This is a genomic window from Rhodanobacter sp. FW104-R8, from assembly GCF_001617365.1.
Lineage (GTDB): Bacteria > Pseudomonadota > Gammaproteobacteria > Xanthomonadales > Rhodanobacteraceae > Rhodanobacter.
This window is the reverse complement of the sequence record NZ_LVJR01000012.1, coordinates 19,526-36,116: the sequence shown is the minus strand read 5'-3', so window position 1 is coordinate 36,116 and position 16,591 is coordinate 19,526. Positions and strand designations below refer to the sequence as shown.

The 16,591-nt window shown below is 67.0% G+C and carries 15 protein-coding genes and 1 tRNA gene; 10 read left to right on the top strand and 6 right to left on the bottom strand.

Features of this window, described 5'->3' with window-relative positions:
* Positions 1 to 5: 5 nt before the first annotated feature.
* On the top strand, positions 6 to 434 hold the full coding sequence (locus tag RHOFW104R8_RS02930) for a ClpXP protease specificity-enhancing factor (protein ID WP_082823500.1): 429 nt from the start codon (positions 6 to 8) through the stop codon (positions 432 to 434).
* Positions 435 to 476: 42 nt separating this feature from the next.
* On the opposite strand, the gene RHOFW104R8_RS02925 is transcribed toward RHOFW104R8_RS02930, so the two are convergent.
* The 4 genes from RHOFW104R8_RS02925 to RHOFW104R8_RS02910 all read right to left on the bottom strand — a co-directional run bounded on the left by RHOFW104R8_RS02925 (position 477) and on the right by RHOFW104R8_RS02910 (position 4,428).
* A complete protein-coding gene (locus RHOFW104R8_RS02925; RefSeq protein ID WP_068095014.1) occupies positions 477 to 881 on the bottom strand; it encodes a DUF3301 domain-containing protein in 405 nt (134 codons plus the stop codon).
* 43 nt (positions 882 to 924) lie between these two features.
* Positions 925 to 1,782, bottom strand: a complete 858-nt coding sequence (gene nadC / locus RHOFW104R8_RS02920; RefSeq protein ID WP_068095010.1) for a carboxylating nicotinate-nucleotide diphosphorylase — start codon at positions 1,780 to 1,782, stop codon at positions 925 to 927.
* Positions 1,779 to 4,043, bottom strand: coding sequence for a DUF1631 domain-containing protein (locus tag RHOFW104R8_RS02915; RefSeq protein WP_068099001.1), 2,265 nt, complete (start codon positions 4,041 to 4,043; stop codon positions 1,779 to 1,781). Before RHOFW104R8_RS02915 ends, nadC begins: the two co-directional genes overlap by 4 nt.
* Positions 4,044 to 4,158: 115 nt before the next feature.
* Positions 4,159 to 4,428: a Trm112 family protein gene (locus RHOFW104R8_RS02910; RefSeq protein WP_068096149.1), complete on the bottom strand. Its 270-nt coding sequence runs from the start codon at positions 4,426 to 4,428 to the stop codon at positions 4,159 to 4,161.
* Between the two features lie 67 nt (positions 4,429 to 4,495).
* Here RHOFW104R8_RS02910 and purE point away from each other — a divergent pair, with 67 nt between their 5' ends.
* Positions 4,496 to 4,999: a 5-(carboxyamino)imidazole ribonucleotide mutase gene (gene purE / locus RHOFW104R8_RS02905; protein ID WP_068096147.1), complete on the top strand. Its 504-nt coding sequence runs from the start codon at positions 4,496 to 4,498 to the stop codon at positions 4,997 to 4,999.
* Positions 4,996 to 6,186, top strand: coding sequence for a 5-(carboxyamino)imidazole ribonucleotide synthase (locus RHOFW104R8_RS02900; protein ID WP_068096145.1), 1,191 nt, complete (start codon positions 4,996 to 4,998; stop codon positions 6,184 to 6,186). Before purE ends, RHOFW104R8_RS02900 begins: the two co-directional genes overlap by 4 nt.
* Positions 6,187 to 6,236: 50 nt before the next feature.
* Here the strand turns inward: RHOFW104R8_RS02900 and RHOFW104R8_RS02895 are convergent, their stop codons facing one another.
* Positions 6,237 to 6,815 carry a superoxide dismutase gene (locus RHOFW104R8_RS02895; protein ID WP_068096143.1) on the bottom strand — a complete coding sequence of 193 codons (579 nt, stop codon included), beginning with the start codon at positions 6,813 to 6,815 and terminating at the stop codon, positions 6,237 to 6,239.
* 115 nt (positions 6,816 to 6,930) lie between these two features.
* Between RHOFW104R8_RS02895 and grxD the strand changes: the two genes are divergently transcribed.
* The 7 genes from grxD to RHOFW104R8_RS02860 all read left to right on the top strand — a co-directional run bounded on the left by grxD (position 6,931) and on the right by RHOFW104R8_RS02860 (position 15,862).
* Positions 6,931 to 7,254, top strand: coding sequence for a Grx4 family monothiol glutaredoxin (gene grxD / locus RHOFW104R8_RS02890; protein WP_068096141.1), 324 nt, complete (start codon positions 6,931 to 6,933; stop codon positions 7,252 to 7,254).
* Entirely contained in the window at positions 7,251 to 8,021 is a 771-nt protein-coding gene (locus tag RHOFW104R8_RS02885; protein WP_068096139.1) for an SDR family NAD(P)-dependent oxidoreductase, read from the top strand. The genes grxD and RHOFW104R8_RS02885 overlap by 4 nt, the downstream gene beginning before the upstream one ends.
* Before the next feature lie 66 nt (positions 8,022 to 8,087).
* Positions 8,088 to 8,687, top strand: a complete 600-nt coding sequence (locus tag RHOFW104R8_RS02880; protein ID WP_068096154.1) for a YhgN family NAAT transporter — start codon at positions 8,088 to 8,090, stop codon at positions 8,685 to 8,687.
* Between the two features lie 99 nt (positions 8,688 to 8,786).
* Positions 8,787 to 10,499, top strand: coding sequence for a lysophospholipid acyltransferase family protein (locus tag RHOFW104R8_RS02875; RefSeq protein WP_068096137.1), 1,713 nt, complete (start codon positions 8,787 to 8,789; stop codon positions 10,497 to 10,499).
* 353 nt (positions 10,500 to 10,852) lie between these two features.
* Positions 10,853 to 14,167 (top strand): TonB-dependent receptor, encoded by a 3,315-nt coding sequence (locus RHOFW104R8_RS02870; protein ID WP_068096136.1) that lies wholly within the window; start codon positions 10,853 to 10,855, stop codon positions 14,165 to 14,167.
* A 148-nt stretch (positions 14,168 to 14,315) separates the two neighbouring features.
* Positions 14,316 to 15,716, top strand: coding sequence for a nucleotide 5'-monophosphate nucleosidase PpnN (ppnN, locus tag RHOFW104R8_RS02865; protein ID WP_068096134.1), 1,401 nt, complete (start codon positions 14,316 to 14,318; stop codon positions 15,714 to 15,716).
* Between the two features lie 69 nt (positions 15,717 to 15,785).
* Positions 15,786 to 15,862 (top strand) — tRNA-Asn (locus RHOFW104R8_RS02860).
* Positions 15,863 to 15,914: 52 nt separating this feature from the next.
* On the opposite strand, the gene RHOFW104R8_RS02855 is transcribed toward RHOFW104R8_RS02860, so the two are convergent.
* Entirely contained in the window at positions 15,915 to 16,424 is a 510-nt protein-coding gene (locus RHOFW104R8_RS02855; protein WP_068096132.1) for a GspH/FimT family pseudopilin, read from the bottom strand.
* Between the last annotated feature and the right edge of the window lie 167 nt (positions 16,425 to 16,591).

Below are 16,591 nucleotides of genomic sequence, written 5' to 3'. Positions count from 1 at the left end.
CGCCGATGAGTTCCAACCGCCCGTACCTGCTGCGGGCGATCTACGACTGGATCAGCGACAACGACCTGACCCCGTACGTGCTGGTCGACGCCGGTTTCGCCGGCGTGCGGGTGCCGCCTCAGGTGGTCAAGAACGGCCAGGTGGTGCTCAACCTGGCCACGCGCGCGGTGGCCAACCTCGACCTCGGCAACGAGTGGATCAGTTTCCAGGCGCGCTTTTCCGGCGTCAGCCAGGCGATCCAGATCCCGGTGCGCGCCGTGCTGGCGCTGTATGCGCAGGAGAACGGCCAGGGCATGATGTTTCCCGCCGAAGAGGAAGGTGGCGATACGCCGCCGTCCGCCCCCGATCCCGACGACACTCCGCCGGTGCCCGGCGACGACGCCGGCAGCGACAAGCCGAAACGCAGCGCGCCGCATCTGCGGGTGGTCAAGTAGGCGTAGCCCGCGCGCCAGTGGTACGGCGTGCCAGTCTGGCGGTCAGTTCAGGCGGTGGTCCGTGCGGGCACGCGGGCGCAGCGGCACCACGTTGCTGGCCGGCGTGAGGGGGCGCACCGCGGCCTCCTCGTGCGGCAGCAGTTCGATCGTGGGCAGGCTGAGGCTGCTCAGCGTGTCGTCGGCCATCCACAACCGCCCCGGCTCGCGGTCGTGGCCGTCGATGCTGACCTCGAAGCCGTAGCATCGCTCGACCCGGCGTCGGCCGTTGATCCGGCGCAGGCGCAGGCCGCGCAGGCCGACGGTCTCGTCGAGCAGTTGCAGGCCGTGCTGCTGGCACTGCCGCCGCGCTTCCTGCACGGCCCGCTCGCGCGCGGCGCTGAGCCTCAGCCACAGTGCCACGACGGCACCGAGCACCAGCAACAGCAGGAGACTGGAGAGATCGCTCATGCCCGCAGTGTGCGGGCGCGGTTGGCCGGGCGCAAGCCGCGGCTCAGTCCAGTTGCAGGCGCAGCGACAAGTCCACCGCCCGCACGTGCTTGGTCAGTGCGCCGACCGAAATGAAGTCGACGCCGGTACGGGCGAATTCGCCGATCGTGTGCAGGTCGACGTTGCCGGAGGCCTCCAGCGGCACGCGTCCGGCCGTGCGCCGCACCGCCTCGACCATCGTCGCCAGCTCGAAATTGTCCAGCATGATGCGGTCCACGCCGGCCTGCAGCGCTTGCTCCAATTCGTCCAGGTCCTCCACCTCGACCTCGAGCGGCAGTTCCGGGTGAAGCCGGCGTGCGGCCTGTACCGCCGCGGCGATGCCGCCGGCGGCGGCGATGTGGTTTTCCTTGACCAGGATCGCGTCGTACAGGCCCATGCGCTGGTTGTGGCCGCCGCCGCAGCGCACCGCGTACTTCTGCGCTAGGCGCAGGCCGGGAATGGTCTTGCGGGTATCCAGCACGCGTACGGCGGTGCCGGCGACGGCGGCGACGTACGCGGCGGTCACCGTGGCGGTGGCCGACAGCAACTGCAGGAAATTCAGTGCCGAGCGTTCCGCGGTGACCAGCGAGCGGGCATGGCCGGACAGGCGGCAGATCACCGAGCCGGGCGCGGCGCGTTCGCCGTCGCGCACCTGCCAGTCGAGATGCACGGCCGGATCGAGCCGGCGGAAGCAGGCGTCGAACCAGGCCGTGCCGGCGATCACCGCCGTGTCGCGGCAGGTCAGTGCGGCATGCGCGCGGGCGCCGGCCGGCAGCAGGCCGGCGGTGGCGTCGCCCCGGCCGAGATCTTCGGTGAGCGCGCGCTCGACATCGGCGGCGATCTGCGCGGCATCCGGCAGCGCGAACGACGGGGCATGGCTCATTCGGCGGCGTCGCCTGCGGGCGCCGCCGCGTCGGACTGGCTCAGCTTGCCGACGATAGCGGTCATCGCCCGGTCGAACAGGGCATTGCCGGCGAGTACGCGGGCGCGGCCGTCGGTGAGCAGCACGGTCAGTTCCCGCGGCGAGTGGTCGGCCACCTTCAGGCCGCGCCGGTTGACGAACAGGTAGCGACCGCTCATCGGGCTGATCCACGACAGCTTGGCCCGGGTCATCGCCTCGTCGGGCATGCAGAATTCCAGCCAGGAGCCCGGTTGCAACGCCTGTACCTGGTGCCACTCGGGGCTGTCCAGCGGCACTTCGACGACTTCCTCGTCGATAGCGTCGTCCGCCGGGGCATCCTGGCTGATGACCGGCTGGATGCTGTCGGGGATGGACAGCATGGCGGCGGCATCTTCGGCATGGGTTGCCTCGATCGTCGCCGGCGCCTCGCCGAGCTGCTGGCGGTAGTACGCGTGCAGTTGGCCGAGCAGGCGCTCGATGTCCTGTTCCTGGAAGGCCACGTTGGCCAGGCCGTGGCGCAGCGCGCGCTCGATCCCGGGCAGCATCTGCCGCAGCGCCTGCCGGCTTTCCTGGGTGGTTGCAGGCCGGGTGCTGGCGATGAATTCGTCGACGAAGCGCAGCGCGCCCCTGAACTCGGGCGAGCCCTCGCCCTGGCGCAGCAGGGTCAGCACCAGGTGGTTGGCCCAGGCCCGTGCCAGCACGCCGTGCAGCAGTGGCGGCAGCTTGTGCCCGCCGATGCGGTCGAGGATCTCGCGGGCGGCCCGGCGGCGCGCCTGTTCCAGTTTCTCGCGGCCGCGGGTGGATTCGGCGACGCGCTGCTCGGCCAGTTCGGAGCGGCGCTTGTTGAGGTCCTGGAACTGCTGCAAGTCGACCAGCAGGCGCTCGAAGATGCCCATGTCATCGTCGAATTCGTGCAGCAGCTGGTCGACGATCGACTTGACCTTCTCGTGCAGGCGGTGGTCGCGATCGGACTCCTCGGACCAGCCCTTGGCCTGCTCGGCCAGGCCGTCCAGCAACCGGCGGGCCGGGTGCTGGCGGTGCGCGAACAGCTTGCGGTCGAGGATCGCGGCCTTGAGGTAGGGGATCTGCAGCCGCGCCAGCATGACCTGCATGGCGACGGGCAGGTTGCGGTCCTCCAGAATGAACTCGAACAGCATGCCGACCAGGTCGATGGTGTCCTCGTCGATGCTGGCGACGTGGCCGGGCTTCTCGCCGCGCAGCGCGCCGATCTGGGCCAGCAGCTGGCCCTTCAGCTGCATCACCTCGCGGCTCAGCTCGGCAGCGTCGCCGGGTTCCGCGTAGGGCAGCGGACCGGCGCTGGCGATCTGGCTCTGCAGCACGCTGAGGGCGCCGAGCAATTCGTTTGCCGAGGGCAGCGGGCCGGTCGGTATCGAGTGCACGCCGGCGGCCGCGGGGCCGCGGCGCGCGCTGAACAGCGCGTGCAGGGTCTGCAGCAGGTCGCTGGGGATCTCGTTGGCCTCTTCGCCGGCCGCGGCGTGGGCCGGATCGGTGCCGGCGGCGGCCTTTGCGTTGCTGCGCGAGGCCTCCTGACGCAGCTGCGGCAACACGCCGGCGCGCGCCAGTTCGGTGTTGATGTCCTGGTAGAGGTCTTCCAGCGACGACAGCACGTAACGGTCGAACAGTTTGTAGATGATCAGCTTGACCCGCATGTCCGCGCTGAGTTCGTGCAGCGCGTGGCGGAAAGCCTGGGTCAGCCCCGCCGGTGCCACCGGGTTGCCGGAATCCTCGATCTTGTGGCCGCCGCAGATCACCGACAGCCGCTGGTTGACCGCGAACAGATCGCGCGATAGCCGCGACTCGTGCTTGCTGGTCATGCTGGTGATCGCCAGCGATTCCTCCAGCTCGTTGTCGGCCACCAGCGTCAGTTCGACCGTGCCCGACGATGTCGACATGCCTGCGCCGAACGGGCGCTGTTGCGGATGCGCCAGCTCGCCGAGGTCGCGGTTGACCCGGCCCAGGAAGCTGCGCTCCACCGCGGAGCGACGCTTGCGCACTTCGCGCATGCCGTCGAAGTAGTGCATCTGCGCGGCGTTGTTCTCGGCCTTCTCGGCCAGGTCGAACAGTGCGTCGTCGACGTGCTCGAAGGCATTGCCGATCCACTGCTGCAGCCGCTTGCCGGCGATGTTGCGCACGGCGTTGAGCAACTCGCCGACGCGTTCGCTGGCGGGGTCCAGGCGCTGGCTCAAGTTGATGACTTTGGATGGATCACTGGCTTCGTTCATCGCCAACCCCCTGAAACATTGCGGTGCACAGCCGAATCCGGCACGGGCTGGGCAGGTACCGACGATAAGCCAAAGCGGGTATGCGTGTCATTCCCCGGCGGCCGTCGGCGCGACGCTACGCCGCGGGAAATCCGCTCAGTTGGAGGGTGCCGATGCCTTCCTCGGGCAGCATCACCGGGATGCCGTCCTCGACCCGGTAGATCACCTTGCGATCGGTGGTGATCAGGGCCTCGCCGACCCGCTCGCGCACCGGTGCGCCCGCGACGGTGTCGACCTTGCCGGTGGCTATCGCGTCGTTCAGCGCATCGAGCTCGCGCTTGCCCAGCGGGCGCAGCGGCATTTTGCTGACGGGGCAGCACAGGATGTCGAGCAGGCGCTTGTCCATGGTGGATCGCTTGGGTGTGCCGGACTGGTGAAAGCCCGTACAATAACCGCTTTTGGATGGCCCGGCCATGACAGGAACAAGCAGACTGCCGCGCGTTGGCGTCGTGATGGGTTCGCGGTCGGATTGGGAAACCATGCAGCACGCGGCGAACGTGCTGACCGAACTGGGCGTGGTTCACGAGGTGAGGGTGGTGTCCGCGCACCGTACGCCGGACCTGCTGTTCAGCTACGCCGAACAGGCCCATGCACGCGGCATCCAGGTGATCGTCGCTGGCGCCGGCGGCGCCGCCCATCTGCCCGGCATGCTGGCGGCCAAGACCCGCCTGCCGGTGTTCGGCGTGCCGGTGCAGTCGAAGGCGCTGAACGGGATGGACTCGCTGCTGTCGATCGCGCAGATGCCGGCCGGCATTCCGGTCGGTACCCTGGCGATCGGCCGCGCCGGTGCGGTGAATGCCGGCCTGCTGGCCGTGGCGGTGCTGGCATTGCACGATCCGGCATTGGCCACGGCGCTGGATCACTGGCGCGCGCGGCAGACCCAGGCCGTGATCGAGCAGCCGGACCCGCGTCAATGAGCGAACGGCGGCAGCCCGTACTGGGCGTACTCGGTGGCGGCCAGCTGGCGCGCATGCTGGCGCTGGCGGGGGCGCCGCTGGGCGTGAACACCCTGGTGGTGGACAGCGCGGCCGACGCCTGCGCCGGCCAGGTCGCGCCATTGGTGGTGGCCGACTGGACCGACTACGCCGCCCTGGAGGCGTTTGCGGGCGGGGTCGACGTGGTCACCTTCGATTTCGAGAATGTGCCGGCCGAGACGGCTCGCTGGCTGGCCGAACGGGTGACGGTCTTCCCCGCGCCGCAGGCACTGGCGGTGGCGCAGGACCGGCTGGCCGAGAAGACGCTGTTCCGCGAGTGCGGCCTGTCCACGCCTGATTTCATGACGGTGGATACCCGCGAACAGCTGGACCAGGCGCTGGCCGTGGTCGGTGCGCCGGCCATCCTGAAGACGCGCCGGCTCGGCTATGACGGCAAGGGCCAGTTCCGGCTGCGCGACCTGGCCGATGCCGATGCGGCATGGGCTGCGCTCGGCGCGCAGGCGTCGCGGCATGGCCTGATCCTGGAGGCGTTCGTGCCGTTCGAGCGCGAGTTGTCGGTGGTCGCCGTGCGTGGCCGCGACGGCGACTTCCGCACCTGGCCGCTGACCCGCAACTGGCACGTCGATGGCGTGCTGTCGATGAGCCTTGCGCCGGCGCCGGACATCGAGCGGTTGCAGCAGCGCGCCACCACGCTGGCGCGGACGCTGGCCGAGCGGCTGGACTACGTAGGCGTGTTCGCGCTGGAACTGTTCGTCAAGGACGGCGACCTGCTCGGCAACGAGATGGCGCCGCGGGTGCACAACTCCGGCCACTGGACCATCGAGGGCGCGCACGCCAGCCAGTTCGAGAACCACGTGCGTGCGGTGCTCGGCCTGCCGCTGGGCGACACCGGCGCGCGCGGCCCGTCGGCGATGTTCAACTGGATCGGCGAGCTGCCCGATGCGTCCGCGGTGCTGCGGGTCGTCGACGCGCACTGGCACGACTACGGCAAGCAGGCCCGGCCCGGCCGCAAGGTGGGCCATGCCACGGTGTGCGCGCCGGATGCGGGGCAGCTGGCCGCGCGGCTGGGCGGGATTGCCGCGGCGCTCGGGCGCGAGGCACAGGTGGCGCCGGTGCTGCAGGTGCTGGATCCTACGGGCTTTTACATCGTGGATGGGGTTGCCCGATAAAAAAACGGAGCCGTCGCCGGCTCCGTTTTTATCGCATGGGTGTCGGGGAATCAGGCCAGGTTGCCGGCCGCGAATTCCCAGTTCACCAGGTTCCAGAACGCCTCCACGTACTTCGGGCGGGCGTTGCGGTAGTCGATGTAGTACGCATGCTCCCACACGTCGGTGGTGAACAGCGGCTTGTCGCTGCCGGTGATCGGAGTGGCGGCGTTGGAGGTGTTGACGATGCCGAGCGAACCGTCCGGGCGCTGCACCAGCCAGGTCCAGCCGGAGCCGAAGTTGCCGGCGGCGGACTTGCTGAACTCCTCCTTGAACTTGTCGAACGAGCCGAACGCCTTGTTGATCGCGTCGCCCAGCTTGCCGGTCGGGGCGCCGCCGCCCTTCGGGCTCATCGAATTCCAGTAGAACGTGTGGTTCCAGATCTGCGCGGCGTTGTTGAACACGCCGCCGGAGGATTTCCGGATGATCTCCTCGAGCGGGGCGCTGGCGAACTCGGTGCCATCGATCAGCTTGTTGAGGTTGGTCACGTAGGCCTGGTGGTGCTTGCCGTAGTGGTATTCCAGCGTTTCGGCGGAGATGTGCGGCTCCAGTGCGTTCTTTTCGTACGGCAGCGGAGGAAGTTCGATCGCCATGATGAGGCTCCTTGAGATGTGGCTGGGGGAGAAAAGATCGGCGCAGCGGACGGCAGCCGACGGGTGACTGATACAATACCGGTCTGCCTGCATTGTAAAGATGAAACACCGAGCCATGGATATCAACGAGCAAATCAGGGCGACGCTGGCCGAGCATCCCATCGTGCTTTTCATGAAGGGCACGCCGGAGTTCCCGATGTGCGGGTTCTCCAGCCGGGCCGCGCAAGCACTGGCCGACGCCGGTGCCGCGTTCCACGCGGTGAACGTGCTGGCCGATCCGCAGATCCGCGCGGCGTTGCCGCACTTTTCCAACTGGCCCACGTTCCCGCAGCTGTTCATCCAGGGCGAGCTGATCGGCGGCTGCGACATCATCGAGGACCTGAAGTCCTCCGGCGAATTGTCCCGCATGGCCAGCGACGTGGCCGGGGTGGCGCCTTGACGGCGCTGCCGGTTGCCCGGTTGCCGGCCGGCTGGCAACCGGCCGCCGACACCCTGGCCGATCGCGTGGTGCTGGTGACCGGGGCCTACGGCGGGCTCGGCGGCGCGGTGGCGCGCGCAGCGTCGCGCGCCGGGGCCACGGTGGTGATCACCGGCAGGCGCAAGCGACAGCTGGAGCAACTGTACGACGCCATGCTGGCCGAGGGCCTGGCCGAGCCGGTGATCCATCCGCTGGACATGGAGGTGGCCACGCCGCGCGAATACGCTGCCCTGGCCGAAGGCCTGGAGCGCGACTTCGGCCGGCTCGACGGCATCGTGCATGCGGCCGCCAGCTTCGGCGGGCTTACCCCGATCGCCATGCACAAGCCGGATGCCTGGCTGCGTGCGATGCACGTCAACGTCAACGCCCCGTTCGCACTGACCCAGGCCTGCCTGCCGCTGCTGACGCAGGCCCAGGACAGCGCCGTGGTGTTCGTGCTGGACGACCCCGAGCTGCTGCAGCGCGCGCACTGGGGCGGCTACGGCGTGTCGAAGGCGGCGCTGGAGCGCTTCGTGGCGATCCTGCACGAGGAAAACGACAGCGGCCCGTTGCGCGTCCATGCCATGCTGCCGGCGCCGATGCGCACGGCATTGCGGCAGCTGGCCTATTTCGGCGAGGACATCCTGCAACGCCCGCTGCCGGATGTCGCGGCCGCGGCGGCGGTGTATCTGCTTGGCGCGCAGGGCGCGGCAGCGCGCGGCACGATGCTGGACCTGCGGAACGACTGACCGGTTGTCACTCCGCGGCATGATGGCGTGCCGCCCAACGAGGATGGAGTCGAGATGGAAACGCAGATGACCACATTGTCGGCGGGCATCCTGCTGTTCCTGATCATGGACCCGCTGGGCAACATCCCGCTGTTCCTGAGCCTGCTGAAGAACGTGCCGCCGAAGCGCCGGCGCCATGTCATGGTGCGCGAGTTGCTGATCGCGCTGGGCGTGCTGCTGGTGTTCCTGTTCGGCGGCCAGCACATCCTCAAGCTGCTGCAGCTGAAGCAGGAGTCGATCAGCATCGCCGGCGGCATCGTGCTGTTCCTGATCGGCATCCGCATGGTATTCCCGCCAGCCGACGGCGGCGGCATCTTCGGCAAGTCCGGCGGCGGCGAGCCGTTCATCGTGCCGATGGCGATTCCCGGCGTGGCCGGCCCCTCGGCGATGGCGGCGTTGCTGCTGCTGACCAATACCCAGCCCGGCCGCACCGCCGACTGGACGATCGCGCTGCTGCTGGCGTGGCTGGCCAGCTCGCTGATCCTGCTCAGCGCCACCTATCTTTTCCGCTGGCTGGGCGAGAGCGTGCTGACCGCGTTGGAGCGCGTGATGGGCATGCTGCTGATCGCGTTGTCGGTACAGATGTTCATGGCCGGCGTGGCGGCGTTCCTGCACATGAATGTTTGAAACGGCGAGCTTGCCGTCATGTCGCAGGCATCGCTTCGGGTCATCGTGCTGCTGTCATAATCGGGCGCCAGGATGGAGGGGGAATCCGAGGACGCAGACATGCTGAGTATCGAACAGTCCCTGACCGAACGATTGCCTTGGCTGGCGCAGTTCCCGCGCCTCCGCCGACCCGTGGCCGGCATGCTGGGGCGGCTGGCCGACGAGGACGGCTTCAACCGCGTGCTGGATCGGGCCGGCAGCGCCGAGGGTTTCGATTTCGTCGATCGCGTGCTGGAGGTGCTCGGCACCAGCCATCACGTCAATCCCGGCGATCTCGAGAACATTCCGGCCGAGGGCCCCCTCCTGGTGGTGGCCAATCACCCGCTGGGCATGCAGGACGCACTGGCGATGCTGCAGCTGATCGGTTCGGTACGCCGCGACGTGCGCATCCTGGGCAATGACTGGCTGGCGACCGTGCCGCAACTGGGCAAGCTGCTGCTGCCGGTGGACGTGTTCGGCAAGGGAGCTGCCTCCCGCTTGCGTGGTATCTACCGCGCGCTGGAGCGGGGCGAGGCGCTGATCGTGTTCCCTGCCGGCGAGGTCTCGCGCGTGCGCGCCGGCGGCGTGCGCGACGGCCGCTGGTCGGAGGGGTTCGCGCGGCTGTCGCTGCGCAGCAAGGTGCCGGTGTTGCCCGTGCACATTTCGGCGCGCAATTCGGCGATGTTCTACGGCCTGTCGATGCTCGCCAAGCCGTTGAGCACGGCGATGCTGCCGCGCGAGGCGGTGGCGCCCGGCAAGCGCAGGATCGGCTTCAGCATCGGCGCGCTGATCGATGCCGAGGAGCTTGCCCGGCGCAGCGGCGGTTCACCGGAGCGGGTGGCGAAACTGATGCGTCGGCACGTCTACCGGGTCGGCCAGCATCGGGGCCTGATCTTCGGTGGCCAGGCGCCGCTGGCGTTGCCGGAACCGGCGGCGCAGGTGGCGGCGGAACTGGCGCGCGGCGAGAAACTGGCCGATCTTGCCGACGGCAAGCAGGCCTGGTTGTACATGGGCGCTGCAGGCGGCGCGGTGATGCGCGAGATCGGCCGGCTGCGCGAACTGACCTTCCGCAAGGTGGGCGAAGGCACCGGTACGCGATGCGACCTGGACGCCTACGACCCCCACTACGAGCATCTGGTGCTGTGGGACCCGCAGGCATCGCGCATCGTCGGCGCCTACCGCTTCGGCCATGGCAGCCGGTTGCTTGCCGAACGCGGCATGGCCGGCCTGTACACCTCCAGCCTGTTCTCCTATTCACCGGCGCTGGAATCGCGGCTGGCGCAGGGACTGGAACTGGGCCGCAGCTTCATCGCGCCGGCCTACTGGCGTTCGCGCGCGCTGGACCAGCTGTGGCAGGGCATCGGCCTGTACCTGCAGCGGCATCCCGAGCTGCGCTACCTGTTCGGACCGGTCAGCATGTCGGTGAGCCTGCCGCGCGAGGCGCGCGAATGGATCGCCGCCGCGCATCAATATTATTTCGGTGCACCGGGCCTGGCCGCGGCGCGGCAGCCGTTCGTGGTCTCGCCCGAAGTGGTGCAGGGCGTGCATGCGGCACTGGAGGGCCTGGATGCCGTCGCCGGGCTGGGCAAGCTCAAGCACCACCTGGATGCACTGGGCGTCAGCATTCCGGTGCTGTACCGCCAGTATGTGGACCTGGTCGAGCCCGCCGGCGTGCAGTTCTTGGGTTTCGGCGAGGATCCGGATTTCTCCGGTTGCGTGGATGGCCTGGTGATGCTCGACCTGGCGAACCTGAAACCCGCCAAGCGTGCGCGCTATCTCGGCAAGACAGGTTGAGTCGATGTTGCCCCACGGCCGCCGCCGCAGCGTCACATGATGACTGCGATTGATGTATATGCTTGATTTAAAAGTAACAAACAAGTTTTGTGCAATCTGGTCATGTATGGCTGGTGACGTGTAAATGTTACAAAAGTGTCATACAATGCCGTTAAAGTTCGCTTAAACAACCGGCCGACGCAAAATCTTGCTGGCCGAAGCGTCCCGAATCCACTCTGTTGGTGCATCGGGGGCCTGCCATACCAGGGTATCAAACAAACACGGGTCAATAGTGCGCTTGGCATGCTCCGGGCCAGGCACCGTTTGCATCCCGAGACGCAAATACTTTCGTTTCGAGCCTGAGAGTCGACAGAATGAATAGCCGAATTCGCGCCAAACTCCTGCCGTTTGCCATCGCTTCGCTGCTGGCGTCGTCGGTGCCTGCCATCGCGCAGGACACCTCCTCTTCGATCAGCGGCCGCGTGCTGGACGCGAGCGGCCAGCCGGTGGCGGGCGCCACCGTGCAGATCGTGCACGAGCCGTCGGGCACCACCAAGATCACCACCACCGATGCCAGCGGCCGTTATGCCGCACAGGGTCTGCGCGTGGGCGGTCCGTTCGACGTCACGGCATCCAAGGCCGGCCTGGCGCAGGCGGAGCATGGGCAGGTGTACCTGCAGCTGGCCCAGGAAACCCCGGTCAACCTGACCATGGGTGCGGAACAGGCCAAGCAGGTCCAGAACCTTGCCGGAGTCATCGTCTCGGCCAACGCATTGGCACAAACCTTTACCCCGGACAACAAGGGCATCTCGACCAACATCTCGCAGCGTGAAATCGAGGCGACGCCGACCCCGGGCCGCTCGATCCAGAACATCGTGCGCCTCGATCCGCGCATCGTGATCTCCGACCGCGACCGCGGCGAGATCTCCGCGATCGGCCAGAACAGCCGCTACAACAACATCACGGTGGATTCGGTCAGCGCCAATGATCCGTTCGGGCTGAACGCGAACGGCCTGCCGACGCTGGGCACGCCGATTTCGCAGGACACGATCCAGGAATACAACATCTCGACCGCCAACTACGACGTGGCCACGCGTCGCGGCGTCGGCGCGATCGTCAACGCAGTGACCAAGAGCGGTACCAACGATTTCCATGGTTCGGCGTACTACGCGTTCCAGAATCGCGACAAGATGATCGCCGACTATAACGACAAGCCGTATGGCGGCTTCCGCCGCACCTGGACCGCCGGCGGCACCGTCGGCGGCCCGATCATCAAGGACAAGCTGTTCTTCTTTGCCTCGTACGAGAAGAGCAAGCAGATCGGCCCGTCCTCCCAGTACGGCGTGCAGGGCTCCGGCGCGACCACCGAGATCCGCGGCCTGACCCAGCAGAATGTCGACGCCATCACCGCTGCAGCCAAGGCCAAGGGCTTTGACGTCGGTGGTCTCGGCGGCGGCAACACCGATCTGCAGGACAAGCGTTACCTGGCCAAGATCGACTGGAACATCACCAACAACCACCGCGCCAGCTTCACCTACAGCCAGACCAAGGAAAACAAGCCGATCATCACCGGCAACAACAACATCCTGGTGCTGTCCAGCGGCTGGTACAAGACCAACGTCGACAACAAGAGCTACGCGCTGCACTTCTATGACGACTGGTCGGATGTCTTCTCCACCGACACCACTCTTTCCTACGCCGACTTCCAGCAGAACCGCGGCCCGTACAACGGCGTCGCCCAGCCGGACGTCTCGGTGTGCCTGAACAGCGTCAACGGTTGCTACAGCTCCAGCAGCTCGCCGGGCGTGGAGTTCGGTACCGAATACTCCAGCCAGGCCAACGTGCTGCACGTGAAGACGCTGAATGCGGCGTGGGCCGGCACGCTCTATCTGGGCGACCACACGGTCAAGGGTGGTTTCGATTTCCAGCGCGGCCAGTACTACAACCTGTTCCTGCAGAACGCGTTCGGCAGCTACCAGTTCAACACGCTGGCCGATTTCAATGCCGGCAAGTATTACCAGTACCGTTACAACGCACCGGCCGCAGGCCTCGGCCTGAGCGACGTCGCCGCCAACTTCGAGTTGAAGGAATACGGCATCTTCCTGCAGGACACCTGGCAGGTGAACCACAACCTGTCGGTGCAGTACGGTTTCCGCGTCGATATTCCGCTGACCAGTGACCGGCCGCTGTACAACCCGTGCTATGCGGCTGCTCCCGGGGTAGCCGTGGTGGCGGCCAACTGCGTTTCGGCCAAGGGTGGTTTCGGTCGTACCAATACCAGCACGATCAATGGCAACCGCCAGGTACAGCCGCGGATGTCGTTCAACTACACCTTCGACACCGAGCGCCTGACCCAACTGCGCGGCGGTGCCGGCCTGTTCATCTCCAACCCGCCGAGCGTGTGGCTGGGCAACATCTACCAGAACTCCGGCGTGACCCAGGTGCAGTACAACTGCGGTCCGACGCAGAGCGCGTGCAATACCGCGACCGGCCTGCCGCCGTTCAGCGCCAACCCGAACGGGCAGAATGGCGGCTCGGCGCCGGTTCCCGGCGCCAAGGGCGCGCAGATGGCGGTCAGCACGGTCAGCGACAACTTCCAGCTTCCGAGCGTTTGGAAAATGTCGCTCGGCTTCGATCGCGAGCTGCCGTGGTGGGGCCTGGTGTTCACCGCGGATTACGAGCACATCAAGAACCGCAACGCGATCTGGTACCAGAACCTCAATATCGGCGCACCCACCGGCGTGCTGCCGGATGGCCGGTTCACCTACTACAAGAATCCGACGGGCGGCAGCAGCGGCAATACCGCGCGTGCGAATTCCAACCAGGCGTTCGGCGATGCGGTGATCAACCTGGCCAACAGCGCTCGGGGCAGCGCCGACAGCCTCAGCCTCTCCCTGAAGAAGCCGTTCGCGGACGAGTGGTCCGGCATGGTCGGCTTCACCTGGAGCCGCGCCACGGAGGTGAACCCGGGTACCTCGAGCGTGGCCCGTTCGAGCTTCAGCAACAACGTCTGGGTGAACCCGAACGCCAACAAGGCAAGCACATCCAGCTACTCGATCCCGAAGCGCGTGATCGCTTCGCTGACCTGGCAGCACCGCTTCTTCGGCGACTACGCCACCAGCGCCACCATGTTCTATGACGGCCACTCGGGCACTCCGTACAGCTGGCGCTTCGGCAACGACGCCAACGGCGACGGTTTCACCTCCGACCTGGCCTACATCCCGAACAAGGGCGACATCAACTTCGCGCCGGGCACCACGCAGGCACAGAAGGATTCGTTCTGGGCGTACATCGACAGCAACAAGTATCTGCGTGACCACAAGGGCGAGATTGCCAGCCGCAACGGCGCCCGTGCTCCCTGGATCAACCAGATCGACCTGAGCTTCAGCCAGGAGATCCCGGGCCTGTTCAAGGGCAACAAGGGCGTCATCCGGCTGGATATCTACAACGTCGGCAACATGCTCAACAAGAAGTGGGGCGTCGACCACCGCGCCAGCTTCCCGCTGGTTCGCAACCTCGCCGATTTCGCCGGCGTAGGGGCCGATGGCAAGTACATCTACGACATCAGCAAGGCGGCTTACAAGGACAGCAACGGCAACTACAGCCCGCTGCCGCTGCCGCGCGCCGACGAGTTGAACGGCCCGACCCAGCGCTGGTCGATCCTGGCCACCCTGCGTTACACGTTCTGAGTCATCCGTTGTTCGGTAATACTGGCCGGCGCCCGCGAGGGTGCCGGCTTTTTGTTGGCCGGTACTTGACCCTGTCCCGCGTATGCCTTGAAGCTAGGCGGTCTGCCCTGCATGAAGGCAGTGCCTGTCGTAGGACCATGGAGATTCGATGAACACCCATTACGCCGACCCTTCCGGCACAACCAAGACCGTCAGCGCCCGCATCTCGCCGATCGGCGGGCTGGACGTCCTGTCCCGCAACGAAGTGGCGCGCCTGCGCGGCGCCAGCGGCTCGGGCCTGCATGCGCTGCTGCGGCGCTGCGCGCTGGCGGTGCTGACCTCGGGCAACGTCAGCGATGACCCGCGGGCGATGTTGGAGCAGTACCCGGATTTCGACATCCAGGTGCTGCAGCAGGACCGCGGCATGAAGATCGAACTGACCAACGCGCCGGGGCAGGCCTTCGTGGACGGCCAGATCATCCGCGGCATCAACGAGCTGCTGGTGGCGGTGGTGCGCGACATCGTCTACGTGTCGACCCAGCTGGAACAGATCGGCTTCGATCTCGACGGCTCGGCCGCGCTGACCCAGGGCGTGTTCGAGATCCTGCGCAACGCGCGCATCCTGAAACCGCAGGTCGATCCGAACCTGGTGGTGTGCTGGGGCGGCCATTCGATTTCGCGCGAGGAGTACGACTACACCAAGCTGGTCGGCTACCAGCTCGGCCTGCGCGGACTGGACATCTGCACCGGTTGCGGCCCCGGCGCGATGAAGGGGCCGATGAAGGGCGCGACCATCTCGCACGCCAAGCAGCGGCGGCGGCACAACCGTTACATCGGCATCACCGAACCGGGCATCATCGCGGCGGAATCGCCGAACCCGATCGTCAACCACCTGGTGATCATGCCGGACATCGAGAAGCGGCTGGAGGCGTTCGTGCGCCTGGGCCACGGCATCATCGTGTTCCCCGGCGGCGTCGGCACGGCCGAGGAGATCCTCTACCTGCTCGGCATCCTGCTGCACCCGGACAACGCCAGCACGCCTTTCCCGCTGATCTTCACCGGGCCGCGCCAGTCGGCTGCCTATTTCGAGCAGATCGATCGTTTCCTGCGCCTGACCCTGGGCGACGAAGTGGCCCGGCACTACCAGATCATCGTGGACGATCCGGAGACGGTGGCGCGCACGATGCTCAAGGGTCTGGAAAAGGTACGCCACAACCGGCTCGACACCAAGGACGCGTTCTTCTTCAACTGGGCGCTGCAGATTCCGCTGGAATTCCAGCAGCCGTTCCGCCCCACCCACGAGGCGATGCGCGCACTGCAGCTGCACCACGGGCGCCCGCGGCACGAGCTGGCGGCGGACCTGCGCCGGGCGTTCTCCGGCATCGTCGCCGGCAACGTGAAGGAGGAGGGCGTGAAGGCGATCGAGCAGGATGGTCCGTTCGAGATCGACGGCGATGCGGACATCATGCACGCGCTGGACAAGCTGCTGCAGGCCTTCGTCGAGCAGCATCGGATGAAGCTGCCCGGCGGCGCGGCGTACGTGCCGTGCTACCGGATACTGACCGGCTGAATCGATGGGCGCTGCCCGCGTCCGCCGGCTTGACAGCTCATCGCGGCCCCGACAAACTACGCAGCTCCCGCCCGAATAGCTCAGCCGGTTAGAGCACTTGACTGTTAATCAGGGGGTCGTTGGTTCGAGTCCAACTTCGGGCGCCAGACATACTCCACGAAAGCCGGCATGCTGCCGGCTTTCGTGTTTTCGCGCCGCCTATTCCTTGCAGCTGGCGGCCTGCGCCGTGCTGCCCGGCGCGCCGCGGACGCGGCCGGCGTTGGAGACCACCACGCTGAGTACCCGTTCCGCACCGGATCGCTGGCAGAACAGCAGGGTGAGGTTGCTGCCATGAGCGGTGCCGTCGGGATGGAAACGCACGATGGGCCGGGCGCTGCTGCTCCGGATGATCAGCTTGTCACGGTAGCCGGATCCGACGCGAAGCGGCCGGTTGTCGGGTTGGTCGTTGTGGTCGGCGTCGTGGGCAAGCAGCCAGCCGTCTTCCCAGCGCGCGTCGTTGCTGCAGCTGCTGCCGTCGCGCGACGGGCAGAACAGCGTGCGCCTGCCGCTCATGATGGCGGTTTCGCGGGCGTGTCGCAGCGCTGCGATGAAATCCGCCTGGGCAACCTGCAGATGGTTGCGGCCAAGCAGCTTCGCCATTACCGGTATGGACATGCTGGTGACGGCAGCGATGATCAGGAGCACCATGATCTGCTCGATCAGGGTCATGCCATGTTGCAGCGGGCAAGGTGCCGAATGCCTGGAGGTCGTCACGGCGTCGCTTCCTGCGGGTCCGGGAGGTTCCATGCTAGGGCGCTGGCGCCATGCGGCCAGCAGCCCGGTGCCGATGCGGCTGTCGGCCCCTGCTGACGGTTCCTGTCAGCAGGCCCGATTTA